This is a genomic window from Microbacterium sp. NPDC097977 (assembly GCF_040302605.1).
In the GTDB taxonomy this organism is placed as follows: domain Bacteria; phylum Actinomycetota; class Actinomycetes; order Actinomycetales; family Microbacteriaceae; genus Microbacterium.
This window is the reverse complement of the sequence record NZ_JBEOUR010000033.1, coordinates 1-20,432: the sequence shown is the minus strand read 5'-3', so window position 1 is coordinate 20,432 and position 20,432 is coordinate 1. Positions and strand designations below refer to the sequence as shown.

At 70.2% G+C, this 20,432-nt stretch carries 26 protein-coding genes; 8 read left to right on the top strand and 18 right to left on the bottom strand.

Going from position 1 to position 20,432, the window contains the following annotated elements:
• Position 1 precedes the first annotated feature (1 nt).
• Entirely contained in the window at positions 2-895 is an 894-nt protein-coding gene (locus ABTZ43_RS09415) for an aminoglycoside phosphotransferase family protein (RefSeq protein ID WP_350538603.1), read from the top strand.
• On the opposite strand, the gene ABTZ43_RS09410 is transcribed toward ABTZ43_RS09415, so the two are convergent.
• From ABTZ43_RS09410 to ABTZ43_RS09390, 5 genes are read right to left on the bottom strand one after another with little or no spacing between them, the layout of a single operon-like run.
• Positions 887-1,285, bottom strand: coding sequence for a VOC family protein (locus ABTZ43_RS09410; protein WP_056416259.1), 399 nt, complete (start codon positions 1,283-1,285; stop codon positions 887-889). The genes ABTZ43_RS09415 and ABTZ43_RS09410 overlap by 9 nt on opposite strands.
• A complete protein-coding gene (locus ABTZ43_RS09405) occupies positions 1,282-2,019 on the bottom strand; it encodes a metallophosphoesterase family protein (RefSeq protein WP_350538602.1) in 738 nt (245 codons plus the stop codon). Before ABTZ43_RS09405 ends, ABTZ43_RS09410 begins: the two co-directional genes overlap by 4 nt.
• Positions 2,020-2,031: 12 nt before the next feature.
• Entirely contained in the window at positions 2,032-2,682 is a 651-nt protein-coding gene (locus tag ABTZ43_RS09400; RefSeq protein WP_350538601.1) for an alpha/beta hydrolase family protein, read from the bottom strand.
• Positions 2,682-3,359, bottom strand: coding sequence for a DUF4870 domain-containing protein (locus tag ABTZ43_RS09395; protein ID WP_350538600.1), 678 nt, complete (start codon positions 3,357-3,359; stop codon positions 2,682-2,684). Before ABTZ43_RS09395 ends, ABTZ43_RS09400 begins: the two co-directional genes overlap by 1 nt.
• On the bottom strand, positions 3,359-4,117 hold the full coding sequence (locus ABTZ43_RS09390) for a YflT domain-containing protein (RefSeq protein WP_350538599.1): 759 nt from the start codon (positions 4,115-4,117) through the stop codon (positions 3,359-3,361). Before ABTZ43_RS09390 ends, ABTZ43_RS09395 begins: the two co-directional genes overlap by 1 nt.
• A 110-nt stretch (positions 4,118-4,227) precedes the next feature.
• Here ABTZ43_RS09390 and ABTZ43_RS09385 point away from each other — a divergent pair, with 110 nt between their 5' ends.
• The 3 genes from ABTZ43_RS09385 to ABTZ43_RS09375 are packed head-to-tail and all read left to right on the top strand — an operon-like array spanning position 4,228 to position 7,144.
• Positions 4,228-5,493 (top strand): magnesium transporter, encoded by a 1,266-nt coding sequence (locus tag ABTZ43_RS09385; protein ID WP_056416243.1) that lies wholly within the window; start codon positions 4,228-4,230, stop codon positions 5,491-5,493.
• Positions 5,493-6,029, top strand: a complete 537-nt coding sequence (locus ABTZ43_RS09380; RefSeq protein ID WP_056416240.1) for a DUF1003 domain-containing protein — start codon at positions 5,493-5,495, stop codon at positions 6,027-6,029. The genes ABTZ43_RS09385 and ABTZ43_RS09380 overlap by 1 nt, the downstream gene beginning before the upstream one ends.
• The gene (locus ABTZ43_RS09375) at positions 6,026-7,144 is read left to right on the top strand and encodes an Mrp/NBP35 family ATP-binding protein (protein WP_056416238.1); all 1,119 of its coding nucleotides are present in this window, start codon (positions 6,026-6,028) and stop codon (positions 7,142-7,144) included. Before ABTZ43_RS09380 ends, ABTZ43_RS09375 begins: the two co-directional genes overlap by 4 nt.
• On the opposite strand, the gene ABTZ43_RS09370 is transcribed toward ABTZ43_RS09375, so the two are convergent.
• Both ABTZ43_RS09370 and ABTZ43_RS09365 read right to left on the bottom strand, forming a co-directional pair.
• The gene (locus ABTZ43_RS09370; protein ID WP_350538598.1) at positions 7,141-7,707 is read right to left on the bottom strand and encodes a hypothetical protein; all 567 of its coding nucleotides are present in this window, start codon (positions 7,705-7,707) and stop codon (positions 7,141-7,143) included. The two genes, ABTZ43_RS09375 and ABTZ43_RS09370, sit on opposite strands and share 4 nt — an antisense overlap.
• 41 nt (positions 7,708-7,748) lie before the next feature.
• A complete protein-coding gene (locus ABTZ43_RS09365; RefSeq protein ID WP_045255518.1) occupies positions 7,749-8,135 on the bottom strand; it encodes a twin-arginine translocase TatA/TatE family subunit in 387 nt (128 codons plus the stop codon).
• 89 nt (positions 8,136-8,224) lie between these two features.
• Here ABTZ43_RS09365 and ABTZ43_RS09360 point away from each other — a divergent pair, with 89 nt between their 5' ends.
• Entirely contained in the window at positions 8,225-8,860 is a 636-nt protein-coding gene (locus tag ABTZ43_RS09360; protein ID WP_056416232.1) for an O-methyltransferase, read from the top strand.
• 99 nt (positions 8,861-8,959) lie between these two features.
• Here ABTZ43_RS09360 and ABTZ43_RS09355 read toward each other — a convergent pair whose 3' ends face one another.
• The 3 genes from ABTZ43_RS09355 to dapE all read right to left on the bottom strand — a co-directional run bounded on the left by ABTZ43_RS09355 (position 8,960) and on the right by dapE (position 11,502).
• The gene (locus ABTZ43_RS09355; protein ID WP_082069058.1) at positions 8,960-9,133 is read right to left on the bottom strand and encodes a DUF3117 domain-containing protein; all 174 of its coding nucleotides are present in this window, start codon (positions 9,131-9,133) and stop codon (positions 8,960-8,962) included.
• Between the two features lie 96 nt (positions 9,134-9,229).
• Positions 9,230-10,447, bottom strand: coding sequence for a hypothetical protein (locus ABTZ43_RS09350; RefSeq protein WP_350538596.1), 1,218 nt, complete (start codon positions 10,445-10,447; stop codon positions 9,230-9,232).
• A complete protein-coding gene (gene dapE / locus ABTZ43_RS09345) occupies positions 10,429-11,502 on the bottom strand; it encodes a succinyl-diaminopimelate desuccinylase (protein WP_350538595.1) in 1,074 nt (357 codons plus the stop codon). The genes ABTZ43_RS09350 and dapE overlap by 19 nt, the downstream gene beginning before the upstream one ends.
• Positions 11,503-11,567: 65 nt before the next feature.
• On the opposite strand from dapE, the gene dapD reads away from it, so the two are divergent.
• A complete protein-coding gene (gene dapD, locus ABTZ43_RS09340; RefSeq protein ID WP_350538594.1) occupies positions 11,568-12,521 on the top strand; it encodes a 2,3,4,5-tetrahydropyridine-2,6-dicarboxylate N-succinyltransferase in 954 nt (317 codons plus the stop codon).
• Positions 12,522-12,779: 258 nt separating this feature from the next.
• The gene (locus ABTZ43_RS09335) at positions 12,780-14,204 is read left to right on the top strand and encodes a DEAD/DEAH box helicase (protein ID WP_056416219.1); all 1,425 of its coding nucleotides are present in this window, start codon (positions 12,780-12,782) and stop codon (positions 14,202-14,204) included.
• Between the two features lie 95 nt (positions 14,205-14,299).
• Here the strand turns inward: ABTZ43_RS09335 and ABTZ43_RS09330 are convergent, their stop codons facing one another.
• From ABTZ43_RS09330 to ABTZ43_RS09300, 7 genes are all read right to left on the bottom strand, one after another.
• The gene (locus ABTZ43_RS09330) at positions 14,300-14,770 is read right to left on the bottom strand and encodes an SRPBCC family protein (protein ID WP_350538593.1); all 471 of its coding nucleotides are present in this window, start codon (positions 14,768-14,770) and stop codon (positions 14,300-14,302) included.
• Positions 14,771-14,780: 10 nt separating this feature from the next.
• Complete coding sequence (locus tag ABTZ43_RS09325) at positions 14,781-16,076, bottom strand: citrate synthase (protein ID WP_082539335.1); 1,296 nt, start codon at positions 16,074-16,076, stop codon at positions 14,781-14,783.
• Between the two features lie 171 nt (positions 16,077-16,247).
• Entirely contained in the window at positions 16,248-17,360 is a 1,113-nt protein-coding gene (dapC, locus tag ABTZ43_RS09320; RefSeq protein WP_350538592.1) for a succinyldiaminopimelate transaminase, read from the bottom strand.
• Positions 17,361-17,363: 3 nt separating this feature from the next.
• Positions 17,364-17,684, bottom strand: a complete 321-nt coding sequence (fdxA, locus tag ABTZ43_RS09315; protein ID WP_056416209.1) for a ferredoxin — start codon at positions 17,682-17,684, stop codon at positions 17,364-17,366.
• Positions 17,685-17,693: 9 nt separating this feature from the next.
• Positions 17,694-18,083: a histidinol dehydrogenase gene (locus ABTZ43_RS09310; protein WP_253385800.1), complete on the bottom strand. Its 390-nt coding sequence runs from the start codon at positions 18,081-18,083 to the stop codon at positions 17,694-17,696.
• 35 nt (positions 18,084-18,118) lie between these two features.
• Positions 18,119-18,433, bottom strand: a complete 315-nt coding sequence (locus ABTZ43_RS09305; protein ID WP_056416205.1) for an AzlD domain-containing protein — start codon at positions 18,431-18,433, stop codon at positions 18,119-18,121.
• A complete protein-coding gene (locus ABTZ43_RS09300; protein WP_350538591.1) occupies positions 18,430-19,140 on the bottom strand; it encodes an AzlC family ABC transporter permease in 711 nt (236 codons plus the stop codon). The genes ABTZ43_RS09305 and ABTZ43_RS09300 overlap by 4 nt, the downstream gene beginning before the upstream one ends.
• Before the next feature lie 93 nt (positions 19,141-19,233).
• On the opposite strand from ABTZ43_RS09300, the gene ABTZ43_RS09295 reads away from it, so the two are divergent.
• On the top strand, positions 19,234-19,782 hold the full coding sequence (locus tag ABTZ43_RS09295; RefSeq protein WP_056416198.1) for a helix-turn-helix domain-containing protein: 549 nt from the start codon (positions 19,234-19,236) through the stop codon (positions 19,780-19,782).
• Between the two features lie 90 nt (positions 19,783-19,872).
• Here the strand turns inward: ABTZ43_RS09295 and ABTZ43_RS09290 are convergent.
• Positions 19,873-20,432 (bottom strand): aggregation-promoting factor C-terminal-like domain-containing protein (locus ABTZ43_RS09290; protein WP_502885360.1); only part of this gene is annotated, 560 nt, incomplete at its 5' end.

Here is a 20,432-nt window from a genome sequence, read left to right as displayed (position 1 = left end):
GATGCATGAGGGCGAGCTCGAGCTCGCCGATGACGCCGCCGCGCGGCTGATCATCGGAAGATTCCCCGAGTTCGCCCTCCTTCCGCTCCGACCCGTGCACGCCTCGGGGACCGTGAACCGGATCATCCGCATCGGCGATGAGCTGTCGGCGCGGTTCCCGCTGCTGCCCGCGACGGGGACGGCGCTGGCCGCGGAGGCCGAGGCCATGTCCGAGTTCGCGCAGACCTGCACCGTGGCGGCACCGCAGCCCGTCGGCATGGGCGAGGCGACCTCCGAGTATCCGTCAGCGTGGGCCGTGCAGACCTGGGTGCCCGGAGAGACCGCGAGTCACGATCACCACGAGGCGTCCGATTCGCTGGCGGTCGACGTCGCCGGGCTGATCGTGTCGCTGCGGACAGCGGATGCGCGCGGACGTGTCTTCGACGGGCAGGGTCGCGGTGGCGTCCTCACCGACCACGACGAGTGGATCGGGCTGTGCGTGGCGCGGAGCGGTCACCTGCTCGACGCCCCTCGCGTGCAGCGGCTGTGGCGCGCACTGCGTTCCGTTCCCCCCTCCGGCCCCGATGTCATGAGCCACCGGGACCTCACTCCGTTCAACCTCCTGGTGTCGGGCGATCGCCTGGTCGGCGTCCTCGACAGCGGCGGCTTCGGCCCTGCAGACCCTGCGCTCGACCTCGTCGTCGCCTGGCATCTGTTCGATGGGCCACGCCGTCGGATCATCCGCGACCACCTGGATTCCGGCGATGTCGACTGGCTGCGCGGCGCGGCCTGGGCGCTGCAGCAGGCGATGGGGCTGGTCTGGTACTACGAGGACTCGAACCCGGACATGAGCGCTCTCGGACTCTCCACGATGCATCGGCTGCTCGCCGACGCCGACCTCGCGTCGCTACTCTGACGTCGGGTCTGCGACGATCTCGACTTTGAAGCCCTGGGCGTTCTCCGCCCACCCGGCGTAGTGGTCCGGTCCCCCGGCATGCGGGTATCTCTCCTGATACAGCGGACGCCACCCGTGGGCGTCCGCATCCGCCAGCACGGCATCGACCTCGGCGCGCGTGCCGCCCCAGAACGCCAGGTGGTTCACGCCCGCACGACGCCGATCGTGGGCGGAGGACGTGAGGTTCGGGGAGGCCGTGACCGTCACGTAGGCGCCCCCTGCGGTCCAGGTGCGTCCGTCCGCCCACTCCCCGGTGAGCTCGAACCCGAGTCGCGCGAGCATCCAGCTCCAGCTCTCGACGACCTCGTCGAGGCGCGGCACCCAGATCTCGACGTGATGCAGGCCTCTCACGACTGGCGGCCGCGGAACACGGCGGTGCGGAGCTCGATCGACCACACGTCGGTCGTCGGCATGTCGAGCGACTGGGCGACGGCGATCTCCGCCTCGATGTCGTACGGCACCCGCATGAACTGCACGGCGAAGGGGTCGTCGGACGACGACCCTCCTTCGAGGACCACGTACGACGACACGGGCGTGTCGAGCGGGTTTCCGACGCTGCCGACGTTGAACAGCGTGCGTCCGTCGTTCGTCTCGATGTAGGCGTCGTGGATGTCCGCATAGCCGACCACCTCCGGCAGCGGTCCGTCGCCGGTCATCTCCGTCGCCTCGAACATCGCCGAGAACTGCTCGGGCGTGTGGTGGTGGTGCACCCTGACGTGCGGACTCTGCGCCGATGCGTGGAACAGGCGGATCCGCCGGCCGCTGAGCGCGAGGTCGACGCTCAGCGGGAGCGCAACGAGCCATGCCCTGCTGGAGGGCGACAGCTCGTCACGCCACCAGAGCATCTCGGGCGGCCCGTCGTCGGGGATCGAGGGGAGGAAGTCGTCCCAGTTGCCGCGGACGCTCACCTCGCACGCCGCACGGCAGCGCTGCACCGCAGCCTCCCCGCGCGGCCCCTTGCCGGCCGTGTCGCCGAGGTTGACGATGCGGGTGATCCCCCGCTGCCGGATGTCGGCGAGCACCGCGTCGAGTGCGGTCAGGTTGCCATGCACATCCGCGATCAGGGCGATTCGTTCGAGACTCACCCCACCATGCTCTCAGGGCCGCGCGAACTCCGCGACGATCGGCGCGAGAGACGCGCCGATCTCGGATGCCGGAAGCTTTCGCCCCTTCACCTCGAAGGTGTGGCCGCCGCCGTCGATCCAGACCACCCTGGCGTTCCGGCAGGTGGCGACGACGTCGTCGAACTGCGCGAGGGGCTGGATGAAGGGATCGTTCGTCCCTTCGACGAACAACTGCGGAACAGCGATGCCCGCCAGGTGCTCCGCACGCGGCTTCTCCGGCTTCCCGGGCGCATGCAGCGGATACCCGAGGTACGCGAGTCCGTCGACGACGAGGCCCTCGGCGACCGCCATCGACGCCATGCGCCCGCCGTACGACTTGCCCGTGGCCCACACCGCCGCCTGCGGATCCTGCGCGCGTGCGAACGCCACGACGGCCTTCCACGTCGCGATCGCGTGCGTGGCCGGTCCCGGCATCCGTCGCCCCTGCTCGACGTACGGGAAGTTGAACCGCAGCGTCGAGAACCCGAGTGCTCCGAGCGCGTCCGCGTACCCCTGGAGGAACGGATGGTCCTTGCCCGTGCCCGCGCCGTGCGCGACGACGACGGTCGAGCCGTTCGTCCCGGCGACCCAGTCGGCCGAGACCGTCGTCTCCCCGGCGGGCAGATCGACCGAGACGGAGGACATCAGGCGCGCAGGTAGGGAATCGCGAACGGCACGTGCATGATCTTGCCTCCCGAAGCCCGCACCATGCCCATGATGACGAGCGCCAGGTGGAAGACCGACACGGCGAAGTACAGCGTGATCGGGATCCCGATCGGGTAGAAGCCCGAGGCGGGGGAATCCGCGGTGAGGGTGGACAGGATGACGAAATGCGACACCAGCAGCACCGTCGAGACGAGGAGATACGTGAGGCCCCAGTTCAGCGCGGCGCGCGCGTTCTCCCGTGCCGCACCGCCGAATCGGCGTGAGGCTCCCCCGCTCACCGCCATCGCGATGCCCGAGGCGATCCCACCCACGAAGGGGAACGGGATCAGGATCAGCAGACCGAGCGCCCACGGCAGGAGACCACGGGGCGGGACAGCGGCGGGGTACGCACCCGCCGGGTATCCGCCTACCGGGTAGCCCTGTGCGGCCGGTGGCGCGTAGCCCTGAACGAACGGTGGCGCATAGCCCTGAACGGCCGGTGGCGCATAGCCCTGAACGGCCGGTGGCGCATAGCCCGGCGCCTGCGGCGGTGCATATCCCGGTGCGGGCGGCGGCGACGCGTATCCCGGAGCCTGCGGCGGCGCATATCCCGGAGGGGGCGGCGGCGACGCACTGTCCGGTGCCTGCGGCGGCTCGTAGCCCTGGCCTTCGGCCATCAGGCGGTCTCCGGCGAGCGCGGCGGCACGCCGGGTGCCGACGGGTCCGACGCGCCGGTGCCGTCGGCGGGAGGTGCGGGATCGGCGGGAGGTGCGGGATCGGCGGGCCGGGGCGGGACGCTCGGCTCCTCAGGCGTTCCCTGCGGCCCGCCCAGCGGCGGAGTCGCCTCGCTGCCGGGCGCCGGCTGCTCGGGCGCGGCGGGAGGGGTGGGCGCGGCGGCGCCTCCGGGGGTGATCCGCTCTCCGTACCGGGGCGGCTCGCTCAGATCCACCGGAGCACGCACGGCGGTCGGCGTCGGTGCCCCCAGCGCCAGGCGCGCCTTGGCGAGCGACGTCGCCTGCACGCGCACCTCATAGTGATCGGCGGCGAACTGCGTGACGCTGGCGAAGTCCCGGCGGCGACGGACGATCGCATAGGTGACGAGGCTCAGCAGCATGCCGAGTGCGACACCGATGAACACGAAGCCGACGAAGAGCTGCATCGGCACCTCGGGGTTCCCGATCACGAGGATCGCGGAGAGGAACAGGCCGATGAGGATGCCGTTGACGGCGCCGGACCGCGCCGCGGCGGCGTATCCGAGCCGTCCGGTGATCCGCTCGACGGTGCGCACGCTCTGCCCGATGATCGCGATGTCGCGCGCGGGCACCTCTTGGGCGATCAGTTTCGACACCGTCTTCTGGGCGTTCTCGTAATCGCGGGTGGACGCGACGATCTCGCCCTCATCGCGGCTGTCAGCTGGACGGTTCAGCATGCTCATGCCGCCATTCTCCCATGCCCGCCACGGGGCGGAGCGGGACGCGTCGGTGGGCGACGCCCCCGACACGACGACAGCGGCATCCGTCCAGGCCCGCGCACTACGCTGGACGGGTGAGCACACAACGGGTATTCGCCGCGCGCCTTGCAGGCTGCGCCGTCTTCGACCCCGTGGGCGACCGGCTCGGCAAAGTCCGTGATGTCGTCATCGTGTACCGAAGTACCGCGGCACCCCGGGTCATCGGGCTCGTGGTCGAGATCCCCGGTCGACGGCATGTGTTCCTCTCGATCGGACGCGTCACCTCGATCCGCGCAGGACAGGTCATCACGACCGGTCTCATCAACGTGCGGCGGTTCTCCCCGCGCGCCGGTGAGGTGCGCGTCCTGGCGGAGCTGCTCGGCCGCCGGGTCAGCCTCGTCGAGGGCGGCGGATCCGCCGTGATCGAAGACGTGGCGATCGAGCCGAACCGTCTCGGGGAATGGGCGATCAGCCAGCTCTTCCTGCGACGGCCGAAGACCAGCGCATCGCCGTTCGCCAAGGGACCGACGACCTTCGCGGCGTGGAGCGAGGTCGCCGAGCAGCGCTCCCCCGGCGAGTCGCAGTCCGCCGAGCAGCTCGTCGCGTCCTACTCCGAACTGCACGCCGCCGACCTCGCGAACACCCTCCTCGACCTGCCCCAGCAGCGCATGATCGAGGTCGCCGAAGAGCTGTCCGACGACCGCCTCGCCGACGCCCTCGAGGAGATGCCCGAAGACGAGCAGGTGCACATCCTCGACCGCCTCGGCGACGAGCGCGCCGCCGACATCCTCGACCAGATGGAGCCCGACGACGCGGCCGACCTCCTCGCCCAGCTTCCGCCGAACCGTCTGGAGCAGCTCCTCGAACTCATGGAGCCCGAGGAGGCCGAAGACGTCAGGATGCTGCTGCGCTACGGCCCCGACACCGCGGGTGGACTGATGACGCCCGAGCCGATCATCCTCTCCGCCGACGCCACGGTCGCCGAGGCGCTGGCGCTGATCCGTCGGCACGAGCTCCACCCCGCCCTCGCCGCGGCCGTGTTCGTGACGCTCCCGCCCTTCGAGACTCCCACCGGCCGCCTGCTCGGCATGGTGCACTTCCAGCGGATGCTGCGGTATCCGCCGCACGAGCGCCTCGGCGCGATCATGGACGACAGCCTCGACCCCGTCAGGGTGACGGCATCCGCCGCCGAAGTCGCGAGGATGCTGGCCAGCTACGACCTCGTGTCGCTTCCGGTCGTCGACGCCGCGCACCGCCTCGTCGGAGCCATCAGCATCGACGACGTGCTCGACTACCTCCTGCCCGACGACTGGCGCACGCATGACAGCGACGAGCCCAGCGTGCCGAAGGAGGTGCGATGATGGCCCGGTCGCGCTCGCCGCGCCTCGACGCACCCCTCGGCCGGGGCACGGTGCGATCGCGCCCCACGTCACGCGACCGCTTCGGACGGTTCACCGAATGGGTCGCACGCGCCATGGGGACGCCGGCGTTCCTGCTCATGCTGACGCTGTTCTGCGTCGCCTGGATCTGCTGGAACACCCTGCTGCCCGACAGCCTGCGCTTCGACGACGCCGCACTCGGATTCACGGCCCTCACCCTGATGCTGTCGCTGCAGGCGTCGTACGCGGCGCCCCTGATCCTTCTCGCGCAGAACCGTCAGGACGATCGCGACCGGGTGCAGATCGAGCAGGATCGCCAGCGCGCCGAGCGCAACCTCGCCGACACCGAGTACCTCGCCAGGGAGATCGTCGCCCTGCGGATGGCGCTCGAGGAGAAGAACAATCAGGTGGTCACGCGCGATGTGCTGCGTCAGGAGCTGAAGGCGATGCTCGCCGAGCTGGGCGATGCCGACGACGCCCCCGGCGACACGCGCACCGGCGGTAGATCCTCCTCATGAGCACCGCGGATGCCGTCACCGCGGCCGTCGCGGCGGTGACCGACCCCGAGCTGAGACGCCCGATCGGCGACCTCGACATGGTGCGGGGCATCACGGTCGACGACGGCCGCGCTCACGTCGGGATCGTGCTCACGATCGTCGGGTGCCCCGCTGCGGCGCGCATCGAGTCGGACGTGCGGGCTGCGGCCGCATCGGTGCCCGGCATCCGTGCCGTGGACGTCGAGGTCGGCGTGATGACGCCGACCGAGCGCAAAGCCCTCACCGAGAAGCTCCGCGCCGGTCGGGCACCGCGGCAGATGCCCTTCGGTCCCGATTCGCTCACCCGCGTCATCCTGGTCTCGAGCGGCAAGGGCGGCGTCGGCAAGTCGACGATGACGGCCAACCTCGCCGTGGCGCTGGCCGATCAGGGACTCGCCGTCGGTCTCGTGGACGCCGACGTGCACGGCTTCTCGATCCCCGGTCTGCTGGGCATCCCCGCCGGCACACAGCCGACCAGGATCGACGACCTGATGCTGCCCCCGGTGGCGTACGGCGTGAAGACGATCTCGATCGGCATGTTCCTCCGTGACGGCGAGGCGGTCGTGGCGTGGCGAGGACCGATGCTGCACCGCACCGTGCAGCAGTTCCTGACCGACGTCTTCTTCGGCGACCTCGACATCCTGCTGATCGACATGCCTCCGGGAACCGGCGATATCGCCATCTCCATCGGCCAGCTGCTGCCGCACGCCGAGGTGCTCGTGGTGACGACCCCTCAGGCCGCCGCATCGGACGTGGCGATCCGCAGCGGTCTCGTCGCCCGCCAGACGGGTCAGCGGGTGATCGGCGTGGTCGAGAACATGGGCGCCTTCACGCTTCCGGACGGCACCGTCGTCGATCTGTTCGGCTCGGGCGGCGGCGCGGCCGTCGCGGCGGCGCTGTCGGAGACGGCACCCACGCCCCTGCTCGCGTCGATACCGCTGAGCCCCGCGCTCCGTGCCGGCGGCGACGCTGGTCTCCCCCTCGTGCTCGACGACTCCGACGATCCCGCGGCCGTCGCGATCCGCGAGCTCGCCCGCACGCTGGCGACGCAGGGGCGCGGTCTCGTCGGCCGCTCGCTGCCGATGACGCTGGGCTAAGAGCGGCGTCCGCGCGCCCCGGTGATCAGTCTCCGACCAAGGATCACCAGCGGAAGGGACACGGCCAGAGGTGGACACATCACCGCGCCGGCGGTCAACAGGGTCCCCTGGGCGAAGTCCGCGCCGCCGTTGCGGCCGAGTCCGATGCTGCCCTGCCCGATCGAGTCCCCCGCCACGAGGAATCGTCCGTCGTACGTGTCGAGGGAATCCCGGCACGTCACACGGTGCGCACCGGGTTCTGCCGCGGTGAACTGCGACGACTGCACGAACCCGGGCCGAGGCGTCATCCACCACAGCACGTCGTCCCAGCTCAGTGCGGAGGGACCGCGCTGCGGGCGTACGTCGTGATCGGGACCGACCGCTCGACACTCCATGGTGCCCAGCGACGCGGAGATGCCACTGGCCCAGATGCCGACCCGCTCCCCCTCCTCGAGGTCGACGACCGTCGTCGTCCCGAGGGGCACGTCCTCTGCGGCCTCGATCGACCGCACGATCGGCAGCACCCAGAGGATCCAGATGAGGGCGCCGGCGACGGCGCAGACGGCGGCCGCGATGAACGCCATCCTGTCCCGGCTGCGAAGCCGGTCGGGATCGAGCGTCCGCGTCACGTGGCTTCGGGATCGTACGGCGGAGGGCTCGACATCGAGAACTCCGGGCGCACCCTCGGCGTGCTCACGGGCTTCACCGCGGGTTCGGCGACCACGGCGTCGGCTCGCGCCGGCCCCGGTGACGCATCGTCCTCGAAGAGCGCATCGCGGATGATCCGCCGCGGGTCGTACTGGCGCGGATCGAGTTTGCGCCAGTCGACATCGTCGATCTCGGGGCCCATCTCGTCACGGACCCGCGACTTGGTGTCGCGCAGGAACTCGCCCGCACGGCGCGCGAGTTTCGCGACGCTCTCGGCGTAGCGCGGCAACCGCTCCGGTCCGACCAACAGCACGGCGATCAGACCGATCAGCAGCAGCTTCTCGAAGGTGATCCCGAACTGCATCTGTCCAGGCTACCGCCGCGCCTGCCCAGACGCCGCGCACCGAGCGCATACCCTGGGAGAACACACATCCGAGTCGGGAGAACCAGGCAATGAGCGAGAACGATGCGAACGCACGTTTCATCCGCGAGTCCATCGTCGAGCCCGCGCCGATCGCCCGTGCCCGCGCCCATGCCCTCGAGCTCGGCGCCGCACCCGTCAGCCCCGCCGTCGGCTCCCAGATCGCGGTGCTCGCCGCGGCCACGGGCGCACGTTCCATCGTCGAGATCGGCACCGGCGCAGGGGTCTCGGGTCTCTGGCTGCTGCGCGGCGCGCCGCAGGCGGTGCTGACCTCGATCGACAACGAGCCCGAGCACCTGGCCGCCGCCCGTCAGGCATTCGCCGACGCGCGGGTCCCCGCGACGCGGGCGCGATTCATCACCGGCCGCGCCGCCGACGTGCTGCCCCGGATGAACGAGGCCTCGTACGACATCGTCCTCGTCGACGCCGACCCCGAGAACGTCATCGACTACGTCGCGCACGGCCTGCGACTCGTGCGCACCGGCGGCATGGTCCTGGTGCCCCGCATCCTGGGCGGCGGCCGCGTCGCCGACCCCGTGCAGCGCGATGAGGTCACCTCCGCGTACCGCTCGCTCGTGCAGGAGACGCAGGAGTCCCCGGTCGTGCTCGCCACCGTCTCCGCCTCGGGTGAGGGGCTGCTGCAGCTGATCAGCGTGGGCGCGTCCTGAGCCGAGGCCGTCGCGGCAGCGATTCCGGGTACGAAGAAGGGCGACGGATCGAGGATCCGTCGCCCTTCTCGTGGATCCGCATCAAGGGATCCGGGTAGATCAGGCGGGGTTCACGACGGCTGCCAGCACGTCGTGGAGTTCCTTCGCCTCGGCGTCGTTCACGGACACGACCAGTCGGCCGCCTCCTTCGAGCGGGACGCGCACGATGATGAGTCGCCCTTCTTTCACGGCCTCCATGGGTCCGTCTCCGGTCCTCGGCTTCATCGCTGCCATCGTGGGCTCCTTTTCCTCCGGTGGTATATGACCAGTTTATCGGGTGTTACCCGAACCTGGATGTCGCCTATGAAGAAATGCACCAAGCCTTAACATTCAGGGCACCTGCCAGAACGTGTTGCCGAGGGCGTAGACGTGGTAGATCCACAGCCACTGGCCCGCCAGACAGGCGACGAGGATCCCCCCGCGCCAGACGCGCGAACGCGGCACGGCGAGCGCCCCCCATGCCGGGCTCAACGGCAGCAGCAGGCGGAAAGTGCTCGACTGCGGGAAGAACACCGCGAGCAGGTACAGCAGATAGCTCGCGCTCCAGAGGCGGAGGTCGGGTCCGAGCGCTCGCACCTGGGGAAGATAGAGCAGCGCCGCCCCGGTCGCCACGACCAGGAGTGCCAGAGCGATGGGTCCCCAGGCGGTCGGCAGCCCCCATTGCGCGAACCAGAACTGCGACGCCTGGATCCATCCGTCGAACGGCATGAAACCCTCCGCCCCACCCGCGATCCAGTTGCGCCGCCACGCCAGCTCCGTCGACAGATATGCCCCGGGGTCCCCCGTGACGACCGATGCGATGACCTGCCAGGCGAAGCCGCAGACCGTGGCGAGGGCGCCAAGGGCCACGATGTGCACGACCTCGCGCGCGGGCAGAGGATCGTCACGACGATGCCACCAGCGCAGGATCCCGTGCAGTCCGAGATAGAGCGCGAGGGCGAGGATGCCCGGCCGCGTGAAGGCCATGACCGGGATCAGCACGTACAGCAGCGCGTAGTGGCGGCGCACCGCGGCATCCAGTGCGAGGAAGAGCAGGAGCAGGAACAGGGTCTCGGCGTAGCCGACCTGGAACATGGCGGCGATCGGCCCCGAGGCGAAGAACACGACCGCCCACATCGCGGCCCTGTGTCCGATGCGGTCCCGCAGCAGGCGATGCAGAGCGAGGCAGGCGAAGTACCCTGCCACGAACGAGAGCAGGAACGCCCCCGTCCCCCACGATCCGAACAGGAACCCGATGGCCTTCGCCGCGAAGGCGAAGACCGGCATGAACGCCCAGGCGTTCTCGGCGACGTCGCCCGACGGGGTGAGCGGAAGCTCGGAGGGGTACCCCTCCTCGGCGACGAGCCAGTACCACTGCGCGTCCCAGGCCACGACGAAGTCGGCGAGTCCGGGATCCGCGCCGAACCGCGACATGGACGTCGACTGGAGGGCCGCCGCGATCATCATCGCCGTGGTGACCGCGCGCGCCGCCAGGTATATCAGCGCGATCCTGAGCGCCAGCGGAGCCGTCGCCCACCGGCGGGTGAGGGTCAGCGGGAGGTGAGCCATGCGCGCAGGCCCCGCTCGACGGCGTCGATCTGCGCGAGAGGCACCCGCTCCTCGTCGTGATGGGCCAGGTGCGGGTCGCCGGGCCCGTAGTTGACGGCGGGGATGCCGAGGGCGGAGAAGCGTGCGACGTCCGTCCATCCGTACTTCGGACGGGGCTCCGCGCCGACGGCGGCGACGAAGTCCTGCGCGATCGGGGCGTCGAGGCCGGGCCTCGCACCCTCTGCCACGTCGGTGATCTCGACGTCGAAGCCCGCGAGCAGGTTGCGGATGTGGGACTCGGCGTCTGCGGCCGATTTGCTCGGCGCGAACCGGTAGTTCACCTCGACCTCGCAGGCGTCGGGGATGACGTTGCCGGCGACCCCTCCGCTGATCCGCACCGCGCTCATGCTCTCGCGATAGAGCAGACCGTCGACCGCGACCTCGCGGGCGCGGTACTCGGCGAGGCGAGCCAGGATGGGCGCGGCCCGGTGGATCGCGTTCTCGCCGATCCATGCGCGCGCGGCGTGCGCCCGGACACCGGAGGTGCGCACGATCGCACGCATGGTGCCGTTGCATCCGCCCTCCACCTCGCCGTTCGACGGCTCGCCGAGGATCGCGAAATCCGCCTGGAACAGATCGGGGCGCACGGCGGCGAGCAGCGCGAGGCCGTTCTTCGACGCCTCCACCTCTTCGTTGTCGTACCACATCCACGTGATGTCGAGCGAAGGCTCGGTGAGCTCGGCGGCGAGCTTGAGCTGCACCGCGGCGCCGCCCTTCATGTCCACCGTCCCGCGGCCCCACAGGTAGGCGACTCCCTCGATCTCGACGTCTCGGGTGGGGACGTTGTCATTGATCGGCACCGTGTCGATGTGGCCCGCGATCGCGACCCTCTGGGCACGACCGAGATTCGTGCGGGCGACGATGGTGTTGCCGTGTCGGATCACCTCGAGATGCGCGTATCCCGACACCGACTGCTCGATGGCGTCGGCGAGGGCGGTCTCGTCACCCGAGACGCTCGGGATGTCGCAGATCGCGCGGGTCAGGTCGACGGAGGACGCTGTCAGATCGAGCACCATGCCCCCAGCCTAGTTACCCCGACATCTGTGCGAGCCTGCGCACCCGGTCGCGATAGCGTGGAGGCATGACTGAGGCGCGCACCGTGTGGGGTACCGGACTTTCGACGATCGCCGGCGACGGCACGGTTCTGGATGCCTGGTTCCCCGAGGTGTCGACCGTCGCGCCCACCGCCGCAGACGCCGCGGCGGCACTGGTGACCGTCGACGCCTTGGCGGGCCCGGACGAGCGGCGCAACGTGGTCGTCGAGTCCGTGCAGCTGCAGATCGACTTGGATGCCGCACCGACCTCGACCGTCGACGCGTACCTGCGCCTGCACGCGCTGTCGCACCTCGTGGTGCGCCCGAACGAGCTCAACCTCGACGGCATCTTCGCCCATCTGCCGAACGTGGCGTGGACGAATGCCGGGCCCGTGCACCCCGACGACGCCGCACGCCTTCGCCCGCTCCTGCAGCGCGCCGGCATCCAGGTGCAGGGACTCGACAAGTTCCCCCGCCTCACCGACTACGTGCAGCCGACGGGCGTACGGATCGCCGACGCCTCACGCGTCCGCCTCGGCGCACATCTCTCCCCCGGCACGACGGTGATGCACGAGGGCTTCGTGAACTTCAACGCCGGCACGCTGGGCGCCTCGATGGTGGAGGGCCGCATCTCGCAGGGCGTCGTCGTCGGCGACGGCAGCGACATCGGAGGCGGATCCTCGATCATGGGCACGCTGTCGGGCGGCGGCTCGCATCGCGTCTCGATCGGCGCGCGCACCCTTCTGGGCGCGAACGCAGGAATCGGCATCTCGCTCGGAGACGACTGCGTCGTCGAAGCCGGACTCTACGTCACGGCCGGCACCAAGATCGTGCTCGTCGACGGCCCCGCGCTGCCGGACGGCGGGCGGAAGACCGTGAAGGGCGCCGACCTGTCCGGCCACGACGGGCTGCTCTTCCGTCGCAACTCCCTCAGCGGCGCGGTCGAGGCCGTGCGTCGCGCAGGAGTCGGCGTCACGCTGAACGAGGCACTGCACGCCTGACGTCCTGATCTCGGGCGGGAAGGCGGGCGCACGCCGCGCGACCCGCGGATGCCGGGCTCCCAGGCTCCTCTGCACCTCGCGTGCTAGGGTGAGGTCGACGCTCCTCGCGATGCGAAGCGTCTGCGTCGTCGACACGCTCCCGCACCACTTGCCTGGTTCTGGCCATTTCGAACGGCGAAACGATGCGCGATCCCGCGCCGTCGCCCACCTTCCCGCACCCGGCATTCCTGTTCGTGCGTGCATTCTCGGAGATATCCCATGACTTCCTTCCTCGATCTCGGCGTGCCCGCCGACCTCGCCGCCGTCCTCTCGAAGGACGGCAAGACCGAGGCGTTCGCCATCCAGCGCGACACGCTTCCCGACTCCCTCGCCGGTCGCGACCTCCTCGGCCGCGGCCGTACCGGCAGCGGCAAGACGATCGCGTTCGCGCTCCCCCTCGTCGCCCGCCTGTCCTCGTCGTCGCGCAAGGGCCGTCCCGGCCACCCGCGCGGCCTCGTGCTCGCCCCGACCCGCGAGCTCGCCACCCAGATCGCGGCGACCATCGCGCCGCTCGCCGAGGCCAAGGGCCTGCGCGTCACCACCGTCTTCGGCGGTGTGAGCCAGCGTCCGCAGGAGACCGCGATGCGCAACGGCGTCGACATCGTCGTCGCGTGCCCCGGCCGCCTGGAAGACCTCATGAAGCAGCGGATCGTGCAGCTCGACGCCGTCGAGGTCACCGTGCTCGACGAGGCCGACCACATGGCCGATCTCGGGTTCCTGCCCGGTGTCACCCGCATCCTGACCGCCACCCCGGCCGGCGGCCAGCGTCTGCTGTTCAGCGCGACCCTCGACCGCGGCATCGACACGCTCGCCCGCCGCTTCCTCTCGAACGCGGTGAGCCACGAGGTCGACGAGGAGAGCGTGCCCGTGGGCGAGATGACGCACCGCGTGCTCGTCGTCGACTCGACCGACAACAAGACCACGCTCGTGCGCGACCTCGCCTCCGGCACCGGCCGCCGCATCCTGTTCACCCGCACCAAGCACCAGGCGAAGAAGCTCGCCAAGCAGCTCACCGCCGCGGGCATCCCCTCGGTCGACCTGCACGGCAACCTGTCGCAGAACGCCCGTGAGCGCAACCTCAGCGCGTTCTCGTCCGACCCGGCCGACGGAGGCGTGCGCGTGCTCGTCGCCACCGACGTCGCCGCGCGCGGCGTACACGTCGACAACGTCGACCTGGTCGTGCACGTCGATCCGCCCATGGAGCACAAGGCGTACCTGCACCGCTCGGGCCGCACCGCCCGCGCAGGCGCGGCCGGGACGGTCGTCACGGTCGTGCTCCCGGAGCAGCGTCGCGATGTGAAGGACCTGCTGCGCAAGGCTGCGATCACGGCCGCTCTCGAGCCCGTGACCACGGATGCCGTCACCGAGCTGGTTCCCGAGCGTGCCCCGCACGTGCGACCGGCACCGGTGCAGGCCCCGCAGCAGCGCCAGACGCCCAAGCAGCGTCCCGCCGGCGGCGAGCGCAACTCCGCCGCCACTCCCCCGTCCCGCCGCAGCCGTCGCCCCCGTGGCGGCCAGGGTGGTCAGGGCGCCCAGGGCGGAGCGACGGCCGGAGCACGCCAGGGCGGTGGAGCCCGTCAGGGCGGCCAGTCTCGCGCCGGCGGCCAGGGCGGTCGCGGCCGGGGCGGCTCGCAGGGCCGCTGACCCACAGACACCGAGGCGGGTGCGCGGATGCTCAGGCATCGGCGCACCCGCCTTCTCGTGTGCCCGGGGCGTCACCTTCCCGTCCCACGCAGCGGTCAGCGTGACACGGCCGCCAGGACCTCGGGGTCCACGCATCCGCGGACGAAACCGTCGAGTCGCCGCCGGATCTCCGCACCGAGCACGCGCGCGCCGATCCACTCCGCGAGGGGGGCGAGCCACGCAGGGCGGCACGAGAAGTTGTACTTCCACACCGCCAGCGTTCCCTCGGGAACGGCCGTGAACCGCCAGCCTCCACCGAGCTTCGCGAAGAACCAGGGACCGCGCTCCATCACCATGCCCACATTCGTCGGGGGCGCGTAGGAGACGTACCGGCTCACCATCGAGAGGCCGAAGCGCTGCCGCGTGAACGTGCGCACACCCTTCGCCGCGACATCCGCCTCATCGAGGAAGTGCTGCTCGCTGATGAAGGGATCCCAGCGCCGCCGAACCGCGCCGGTCAGCTGGGAGACCGCGAAGGCGGTCGCCGGGTCGACCGGCACGACGGCCTCGGCGCTGACGACGGGCATCGACGCCGTGTCAGAGTGTCTGGAAGGTGCGCTCGGGCGAGCCCGTGTACAGCTGCTGCGGGCGACCGATCTTGGTCTGCGGGTCGAGCTGCAGCTCCCGCCACTGGGCGAGCCAGCCGGGCAGGCGTCCGATCGCGAACAGCACCGTGAACATGCGCGTCGGGAAACCCATCGCCTTGTAGATCACGCCGGTGTAGAAGTCGACGTTCGGGTACAGACGACGCTCCTTGAAGTAGTCGTCGGCGAGCGCGATCTCTTCGAGCTCCTGCGCGAGGTCGAGCAGCGGATCGGTCACGCCCAGCTCGGCGAGCACCTCGCCCGCGGCTTCCTTGACGAGCTTGGCACGCGGGTCGTAGTTCTTGTAGACACGGTGCCCGAAGCCCATCAGCTTCACGCCCTCTTCCTTGTTCTTCACCCGCTCCACGAAGCGGGAGACGCTCTGCCCCGAGTCGCGGATCTGGCCGAGCATGGTGAGCACCGCCTCGTTCGCCCCGCCGTGCAGGGGTCCGGAGAGAGCCTGGATGCCGGCGGAGACCGAGGCGAACTGGTTCGCACCGGTGGACCCGACCAGGCGGACCGTCGAGGTCGACGCGTTCTGCTCGTGGTCCTCGTGCAGGATCAGCAGCAGCTCGAGCGCCTTCGACATCACGGGGTTCATCTCGTAGGGCTCCGACAGGACGCCGAAGTTCAGCTTGAGGAAGTTCTCGACGAAGCCGAGCGAGTTGTCGGGGTACAGGAAGGCCTGACCGACGCTCTTCTTGTGGGCGTACGCCGCGATCACCGGAAGCTTCGCGAGCATGCGGATCGTGTTGAGCTCCACGTGCTCGGGGTTGTGCGGGTCGGTCTCGCCCTCGTAGTACGTCGAGAGGGCGGCGACGGCCGACGACAGCACCGACATCGGATGCGCGGTGTGCGGCAGCGCGGAGAAGAAGCGCTTGAGGTCTTCGTGCAGCAGCGTGTGACGACGGATCTTCTCGTCGAACTCCGCGAGCTCACCGGCGGAGGGCAGCTCGCCGTAGATCAGCAGCCACGCGACCTCGAGGTAGCTCGTCTTGCCGGCCAGCTGCTCGATCGGATATCCGCGGTAGCGCAGGATGCCCTGGTCACCGTCGATGAAGGTGATCGCGGACTTCGTCGACGCAGTGTTGACGAACCCGTAGTCGAGTCCCGTGTACCCCGTCTGCTTCGTCAGGGTCGACAGATCGATGCTGTCGTTCCCTGCCGTGCCGCGCACGATCGGGAACTCTGCGGTGGTCTCACCGATCGACAGCTTCGCGATGGGCTGCTGCTCTGCCGCTGCGCTCACGCGGGCCTCCTCGTGGGTTCTTCTTCAAAGCCGGATGTGGCGATGTCACGGCGCTGTGCGCCAGGCCGGATCGAGATCGTCGATCCACGACCGAAATCGCCTTTACAGCCTAGTAGGCGCATCGGCCTACTGTGACAAGGCACAAAAGAACGATGGGTCTGGGGGGAATGTCTACAGGGCGTGCTCGCGAAGGCGCCGCGCGCCCTCCATGATCCGCTCGGTCGGTGCGGTGAGCGCGAGCCGTATGTGCCGAGTCGAATGCGGTCCGTAGAACGGCCCCGGTCCGGCGAGGATGCCGACATCCGCGAGCCTCGCGATGCTCGCCCATGCGTCCTGCCCCTCGGTCGCCCAGAGGTAGAGCCCCGCCTCGGACCCGTCGATCCGGAAGCCCGCAGCCTCCAGCGCCGGCCGCAGAGCGTCTCGCCGCGTCCGGTACAGCTCTTTCTGCGCGGCGACGTGCGCATCGTCGCCCAGCGCCACCGCCATCGCGTGCTGCACGGGCTCCGGCGGCATGAGCCCCAGGTGCTTGCGGGCCGTGAGCAGGTCGCCCACGATCCGCGCGCATCCGGCGACGAAGGCCGCGCGGTAGCCGGCGAGGTTGGACTGCTTGCTCAGAGAGTAGACGCTGAGCAGATTCGCCCTGCTGCCCCCGGTCACGCGGGGGTCGAGGATCGAGGGGATGCTCTCGCTCGCCCAGCGGCCGTCCCAGCCGAGCTCCGCGTAGCATTCGTCGCTGGCGAGCACCGCACCGAGCTCTCGTGCGCGATCCACAGCGGCCGTCAGCTCGTCGACCGTCCACGTGCGTCCGTCGGGATTGCCGGGAGTGTTGATCCAGATGAGCTTCGTGCCCTCCGGCCAGTCCGCGGGTTCGTCGGCGGCGACGGGCGTCGCACCGACCACCCGTGCACCGACCTCATATGTCGGATAGGCGATGCGCGGATGCACCACGACGTCGCCCGCACCCAGGCCCAGCAGCGTCGGGAGGAGCGCGACGAGCTCTTTGGAGCCGATCGTGGGGAGCACGTTGTCGACCGTGAGGTCGGGCACACCCCGGCGTCGCCGGTACCAGTCGACGATCGCCTCGCGCAGCGCGGGCGTGCCGACGGTCTGCGGGTACGCGTGCGCGTCGGTGGCTTCGGCGAGCGCCCGACGGATCAGCTCCGGGGTGGGGTCGACGGGCGAGCCGACCGAGAGGTCGACGATCCCGCGCGGGTGCAGCGCCGCACGCTCGCGATACGGGGCGACGGCATCCCAGGGATAGTCTGCGAGGTCGCGGACGCTCACGGGCTACTCGCCCTGAGGCGGCAGCGCGGCGATGACGGGGTGGTCGTGCGCGATGACGCCGACCTTCGCCGCACCGCCGGGCGAGCCGACCTCGTCGAAGAACTCGACATTGGCCTTGTAGTAGTCCTGCCACTCGTCGGGCAGATCGTCTTCGTAGTAGATGGCCTCGACGGGGCACACCGGCTCGCACGCACCGCAGTCGACGCATTCGTCGGGGTGGATGTACAGCGAGCGTTCACCCTCGTAGATACAGTCAACGGGGCACTCGTCGATGCAGGCGCGGTCCTTGACATCGACGCACGGAAGGGCGATCACATACGTCACCCCCTCAGTCTACGACTCGCTGCCGGTCCGATCGCCCATCGGCATCCGAGACAGACGCGGCCACGCCACGGCGAGCAGCACGAGACCGGCGACGAGGTAGATCCAGATCCGTCCGCTCAGTGTGTCCTCCACCACGACCGAGCCACCGGGACCGACCCCGGAGATGAGCACGAGCATGCCCAGCATCCCGAGCCCTGCGGCCAGCGTCGCCCCGCGGTCGTGGGTGAGGGCGCGGATGGCCACGAGGATCGCCCCGCAGGCGATGGCGCCGACGATCAGGCCGACCGGCACGGGGCCCCACATCAGGCTGTGGCCGATGGTGCCCGCGACACCGAACACGCCGCCGACGAGGGCCGCGGCGATCCAGGACAGCACCCGGGAGATCCAACCGTTACGCACCAGACGATCCTACGCGCGGTGCGCACCCTCCTCGCTCACCCTGCGAGACCGAGCAGGCGCAGCACGGCGGCCACGGCGGCGGCCGCGACGACGACCACGAGAAACGACTGTCGCAGCCAGAGCAGTCCGGCGGCGACGAGCAGCGCGGGGACCCGCGCATCGACGATCACCGCCTGCCCCGCTCCGAGGCTCTGCACCGCCACGAGCGCAGCGAGCAGGGCGACCGTGAGCAGGTCGGAGATGCGCGCGGGACGCGGCGCCTCGAGCACTCGGGTCGGCACCAGGTATCCGGCAGCCTTCAGCCCCAGACAGATCAGCGCCGCCAGCAGGATGGCGCTCCAGACGCTCATGACACTCCCCCGTCGTCGATGGCGCGCACCGACGGCTTCCGCCCCAGCCAATCGAACCACCCGACGACGACGGCGACCACGGCCGCGACCAGGACCGGCAGACCGGGCATGAGCACCGGGGTGAGCGCCGCGGCGACGACGGCGGCCGCGATGCCCACCGCGATCGCCTGGCGCTCCTTCAGCCGCGGCCACAGCAGCGCGAGGAAGGCGGCGGCGGCCGCGGCATCCAGCCCCCAGGTCCGAGGATCACCGAGGACATCTCCGACCAGCGCGCCGATCAGGGTGGTGAGGTTCCATCCGAGGAAGATGCCGATCCCGGTGACCCAGAATCCCACTCGACGAAGACGCGGGTCGCTCTGGGAGATCGCCACAGCCGTCGACTCGTCGATCGTGAAGGGAGCGGCGGCGACCCGCCGGGCGGGGGTCGTCCCCACGATCGGGGCCATGCGCATCCCGTAGGCGACGTTGCGCACTCCGAGCAGCACGGCCGATGCGATCGCCGAAGGGAGCGCCGACACTCCCCCGGCGGCGAAGACGCCCACGAACGCGAACTGGGACCCACCGGTGAACATCAGCAGGCTGAGGACGCACGCCTGCCAGACGTCGAGTCCCGAGGCCACGGCGAGCGCGCCGAAGGAGACGCCGTACGCGCTCGTCGCGAGCACCACTCCGAGCGACTCGCGCCACACCTCGCGTTCCGCGCTCACCGGCGTAACGTTCGATTCACTGAACACATGATCATCATCATGAACACGATGGGCGGGATAGTCAAGCGAACGATCGTTTGACATGATGAACACATGGAAGATCTCCGCACGCGGATCGCGCGCACGCTCCGCAGAGAGCGCGAGGGCGCGGGCCTGTCCGTCTCGGAGCTCGGCCGTCGCGCCGGCATCTCCAAGGCGACGGTCTCGCAGCTCGAGTCCGGATCGGGCAACCCCAGCGTCGAGACCCTGTGGGCGCTGGGCGTCGCTCTCGGCGTCCCGTTCGCCGTGCTCGTCGACGAACAGACCAACGCGCCGACTCTCATCCGGGCCGCAGATCTCTCCGGGGTGCCCTCGTCGGCCGCGGACTACAGCGCCACGCTCCTGTCTGCGAGCCCGCCCGGCGCCCGGCGGGACATCTACCTCATCACCGCCGAACCGGGCGACCCCCGCCGTTCGGATCCGCACCATGCCGGGACCACCGAGCATGTGATCCTGCTCTCCGGGCAGGCGCAGATCGGTCCCGCCGACGAGCCGGTGCTGCTGAACCCGGGCGACTACCTCTCCTACCCGGGAGACGCTCCGCACGTGTTCGAGGCGACGGCTCCCGGCACCAGGGCCGTGCTCATCTCCGAGTTGCGGTGACTCGGGAGCGGGCGCCGCACCCCGCGTCCTGCGCCGCCCACCCCGCGCCTCGCGGAGAAGGGGATCGCGGCGCAGGGCGCGCCGATCCGCTCAGTACCAGTTGACGGACTGCGAGTGCGACCAGGCACTGCACGGCGTGCCGTAGACCGACGAGATGTACCCGAGGCCCCAGCGGATCTGCGTGGCCGCGTTCGTCTGCCAGTCGGAGCCGGCGGACGCCATCTTGCTGCCGGGCAGAGCCTGTGGGATGCCCGTCGCACCACCGGACGCGTTGTAGGCCTGGTAGTTCCAGCCCGACTCCTTGGTCCACAGCGAGTTCAGGCAGGAGAACTGGTCCTCTCCCCACCCGTACTGGCTCGAGGCGATGTCGCGGGCCGCGGCCTTGGCGCCGTCGACCGTGTTGGTCTGCGCGAGCACTGCAGCCTCCTGAGCGGCCTGGGCGGCAGCGGCGTCTGCGGCCGCCTTGGCCTCCTGCGCCGTCGTGTACGACTGCTGGAGCGCTGCCGTCTCGGCGGTGATCTCCTCGATACCGGTCACCGTGTAGGCCGTGAGACTCGAGAGCTCGCGATGCGAGAGTCCGTCGCGGTCCGCGAGCTGACCGACCCAGGTGGTCACGTCGGAGGTGTCGACGGATGCGGGCGCGGCACCGA

Excerpts from the sequence above, each read along its gene's own strand:
- ABTZ43_RS09415 (WP_350538603.1), top strand. The coding sequence starts at position 2 with ATGCATGAGGGCGAGCTCGAGCTCGCCGATGACGCCGCCGCGCGGCTG.
- ABTZ43_RS09400 (WP_350538601.1), bottom strand. The coding sequence starts at position 2,682 with ATGTCCTCCGTCTCGGTCGATCTGCCCGCCGGGGAGACGACGGTCTCG.
- ABTZ43_RS09395 (WP_350538600.1), bottom strand. The coding sequence starts at position 3,359 with ATGGCCGAAGGCCAGGGCTACGAGCCGCCGCAGGCACCGGACAGTGCG.
- ABTZ43_RS09390 (WP_350538599.1), bottom strand. The coding sequence starts at position 4,117 with ATGAGCATGCTGAACCGTCCAGCTGACAGCCGCGATGAGGGCGAGATC.
- ABTZ43_RS09380 (WP_056416240.1), top strand. The coding sequence starts at position 5,493 with ATGGCCCGGTCGCGCTCGCCGCGCCTCGACGCACCCCTCGGCCGGGGC.
- ABTZ43_RS09375 (WP_056416238.1), top strand. The coding sequence starts at position 6,026 with ATGAGCACCGCGGATGCCGTCACCGCGGCCGTCGCGGCGGTGACCGAC.
- ABTZ43_RS09370 (WP_350538598.1), bottom strand. The coding sequence starts at position 7,707 with ATGGCGTTCATCGCGGCCGCCGTCTGCGCCGTCGCCGGCGCCCTCATC.
- ABTZ43_RS09365 (WP_045255518.1), bottom strand. The coding sequence starts at position 8,135 with ATGCAGTTCGGGATCACCTTCGAGAAGCTGCTGCTGATCGGTCTGATC.
- ABTZ43_RS09360 (WP_056416232.1), top strand. The coding sequence starts at position 8,225 with ATGAGCGAGAACGATGCGAACGCACGTTTCATCCGCGAGTCCATCGTC.
- ABTZ43_RS09355 (WP_082069058.1), bottom strand. The coding sequence starts at position 9,133 with ATGGCAGCGATGAAGCCGAGGACCGGAGACGGACCCATGGAGGCCGTG.
- ABTZ43_RS09350 (WP_350538596.1), bottom strand. The coding sequence starts at position 10,447 with ATGGCTCACCTCCCGCTGACCCTCACCCGCCGGTGGGCGACGGCTCCG.
- dapE (WP_350538595.1), bottom strand. The coding sequence starts at position 11,502 with ATGGTGCTCGATCTGACAGCGTCCTCCGTCGACCTGACCCGCGCGATC.
- dapD (WP_350538594.1), top strand. The coding sequence starts at position 11,568 with ATGACTGAGGCGCGCACCGTGTGGGGTACCGGACTTTCGACGATCGCC.
- ABTZ43_RS09335 (WP_056416219.1), top strand. The coding sequence starts at position 12,780 with ATGACTTCCTTCCTCGATCTCGGCGTGCCCGCCGACCTCGCCGCCGTC.
- ABTZ43_RS09330 (WP_350538593.1), bottom strand. The coding sequence starts at position 14,770 with ATGCCCGTCGTCAGCGCCGAGGCCGTCGTGCCGGTCGACCCGGCGACC.
- ABTZ43_RS09305 (WP_056416205.1), bottom strand. The coding sequence starts at position 18,433 with ATGAGCGTCTGGAGCGCCATCCTGCTGGCGGCGCTGATCTGTCTGGGG.
- ABTZ43_RS09295 (WP_056416198.1), top strand. The coding sequence starts at position 19,234 with ATGGAAGATCTCCGCACGCGGATCGCGCGCACGCTCCGCAGAGAGCGC.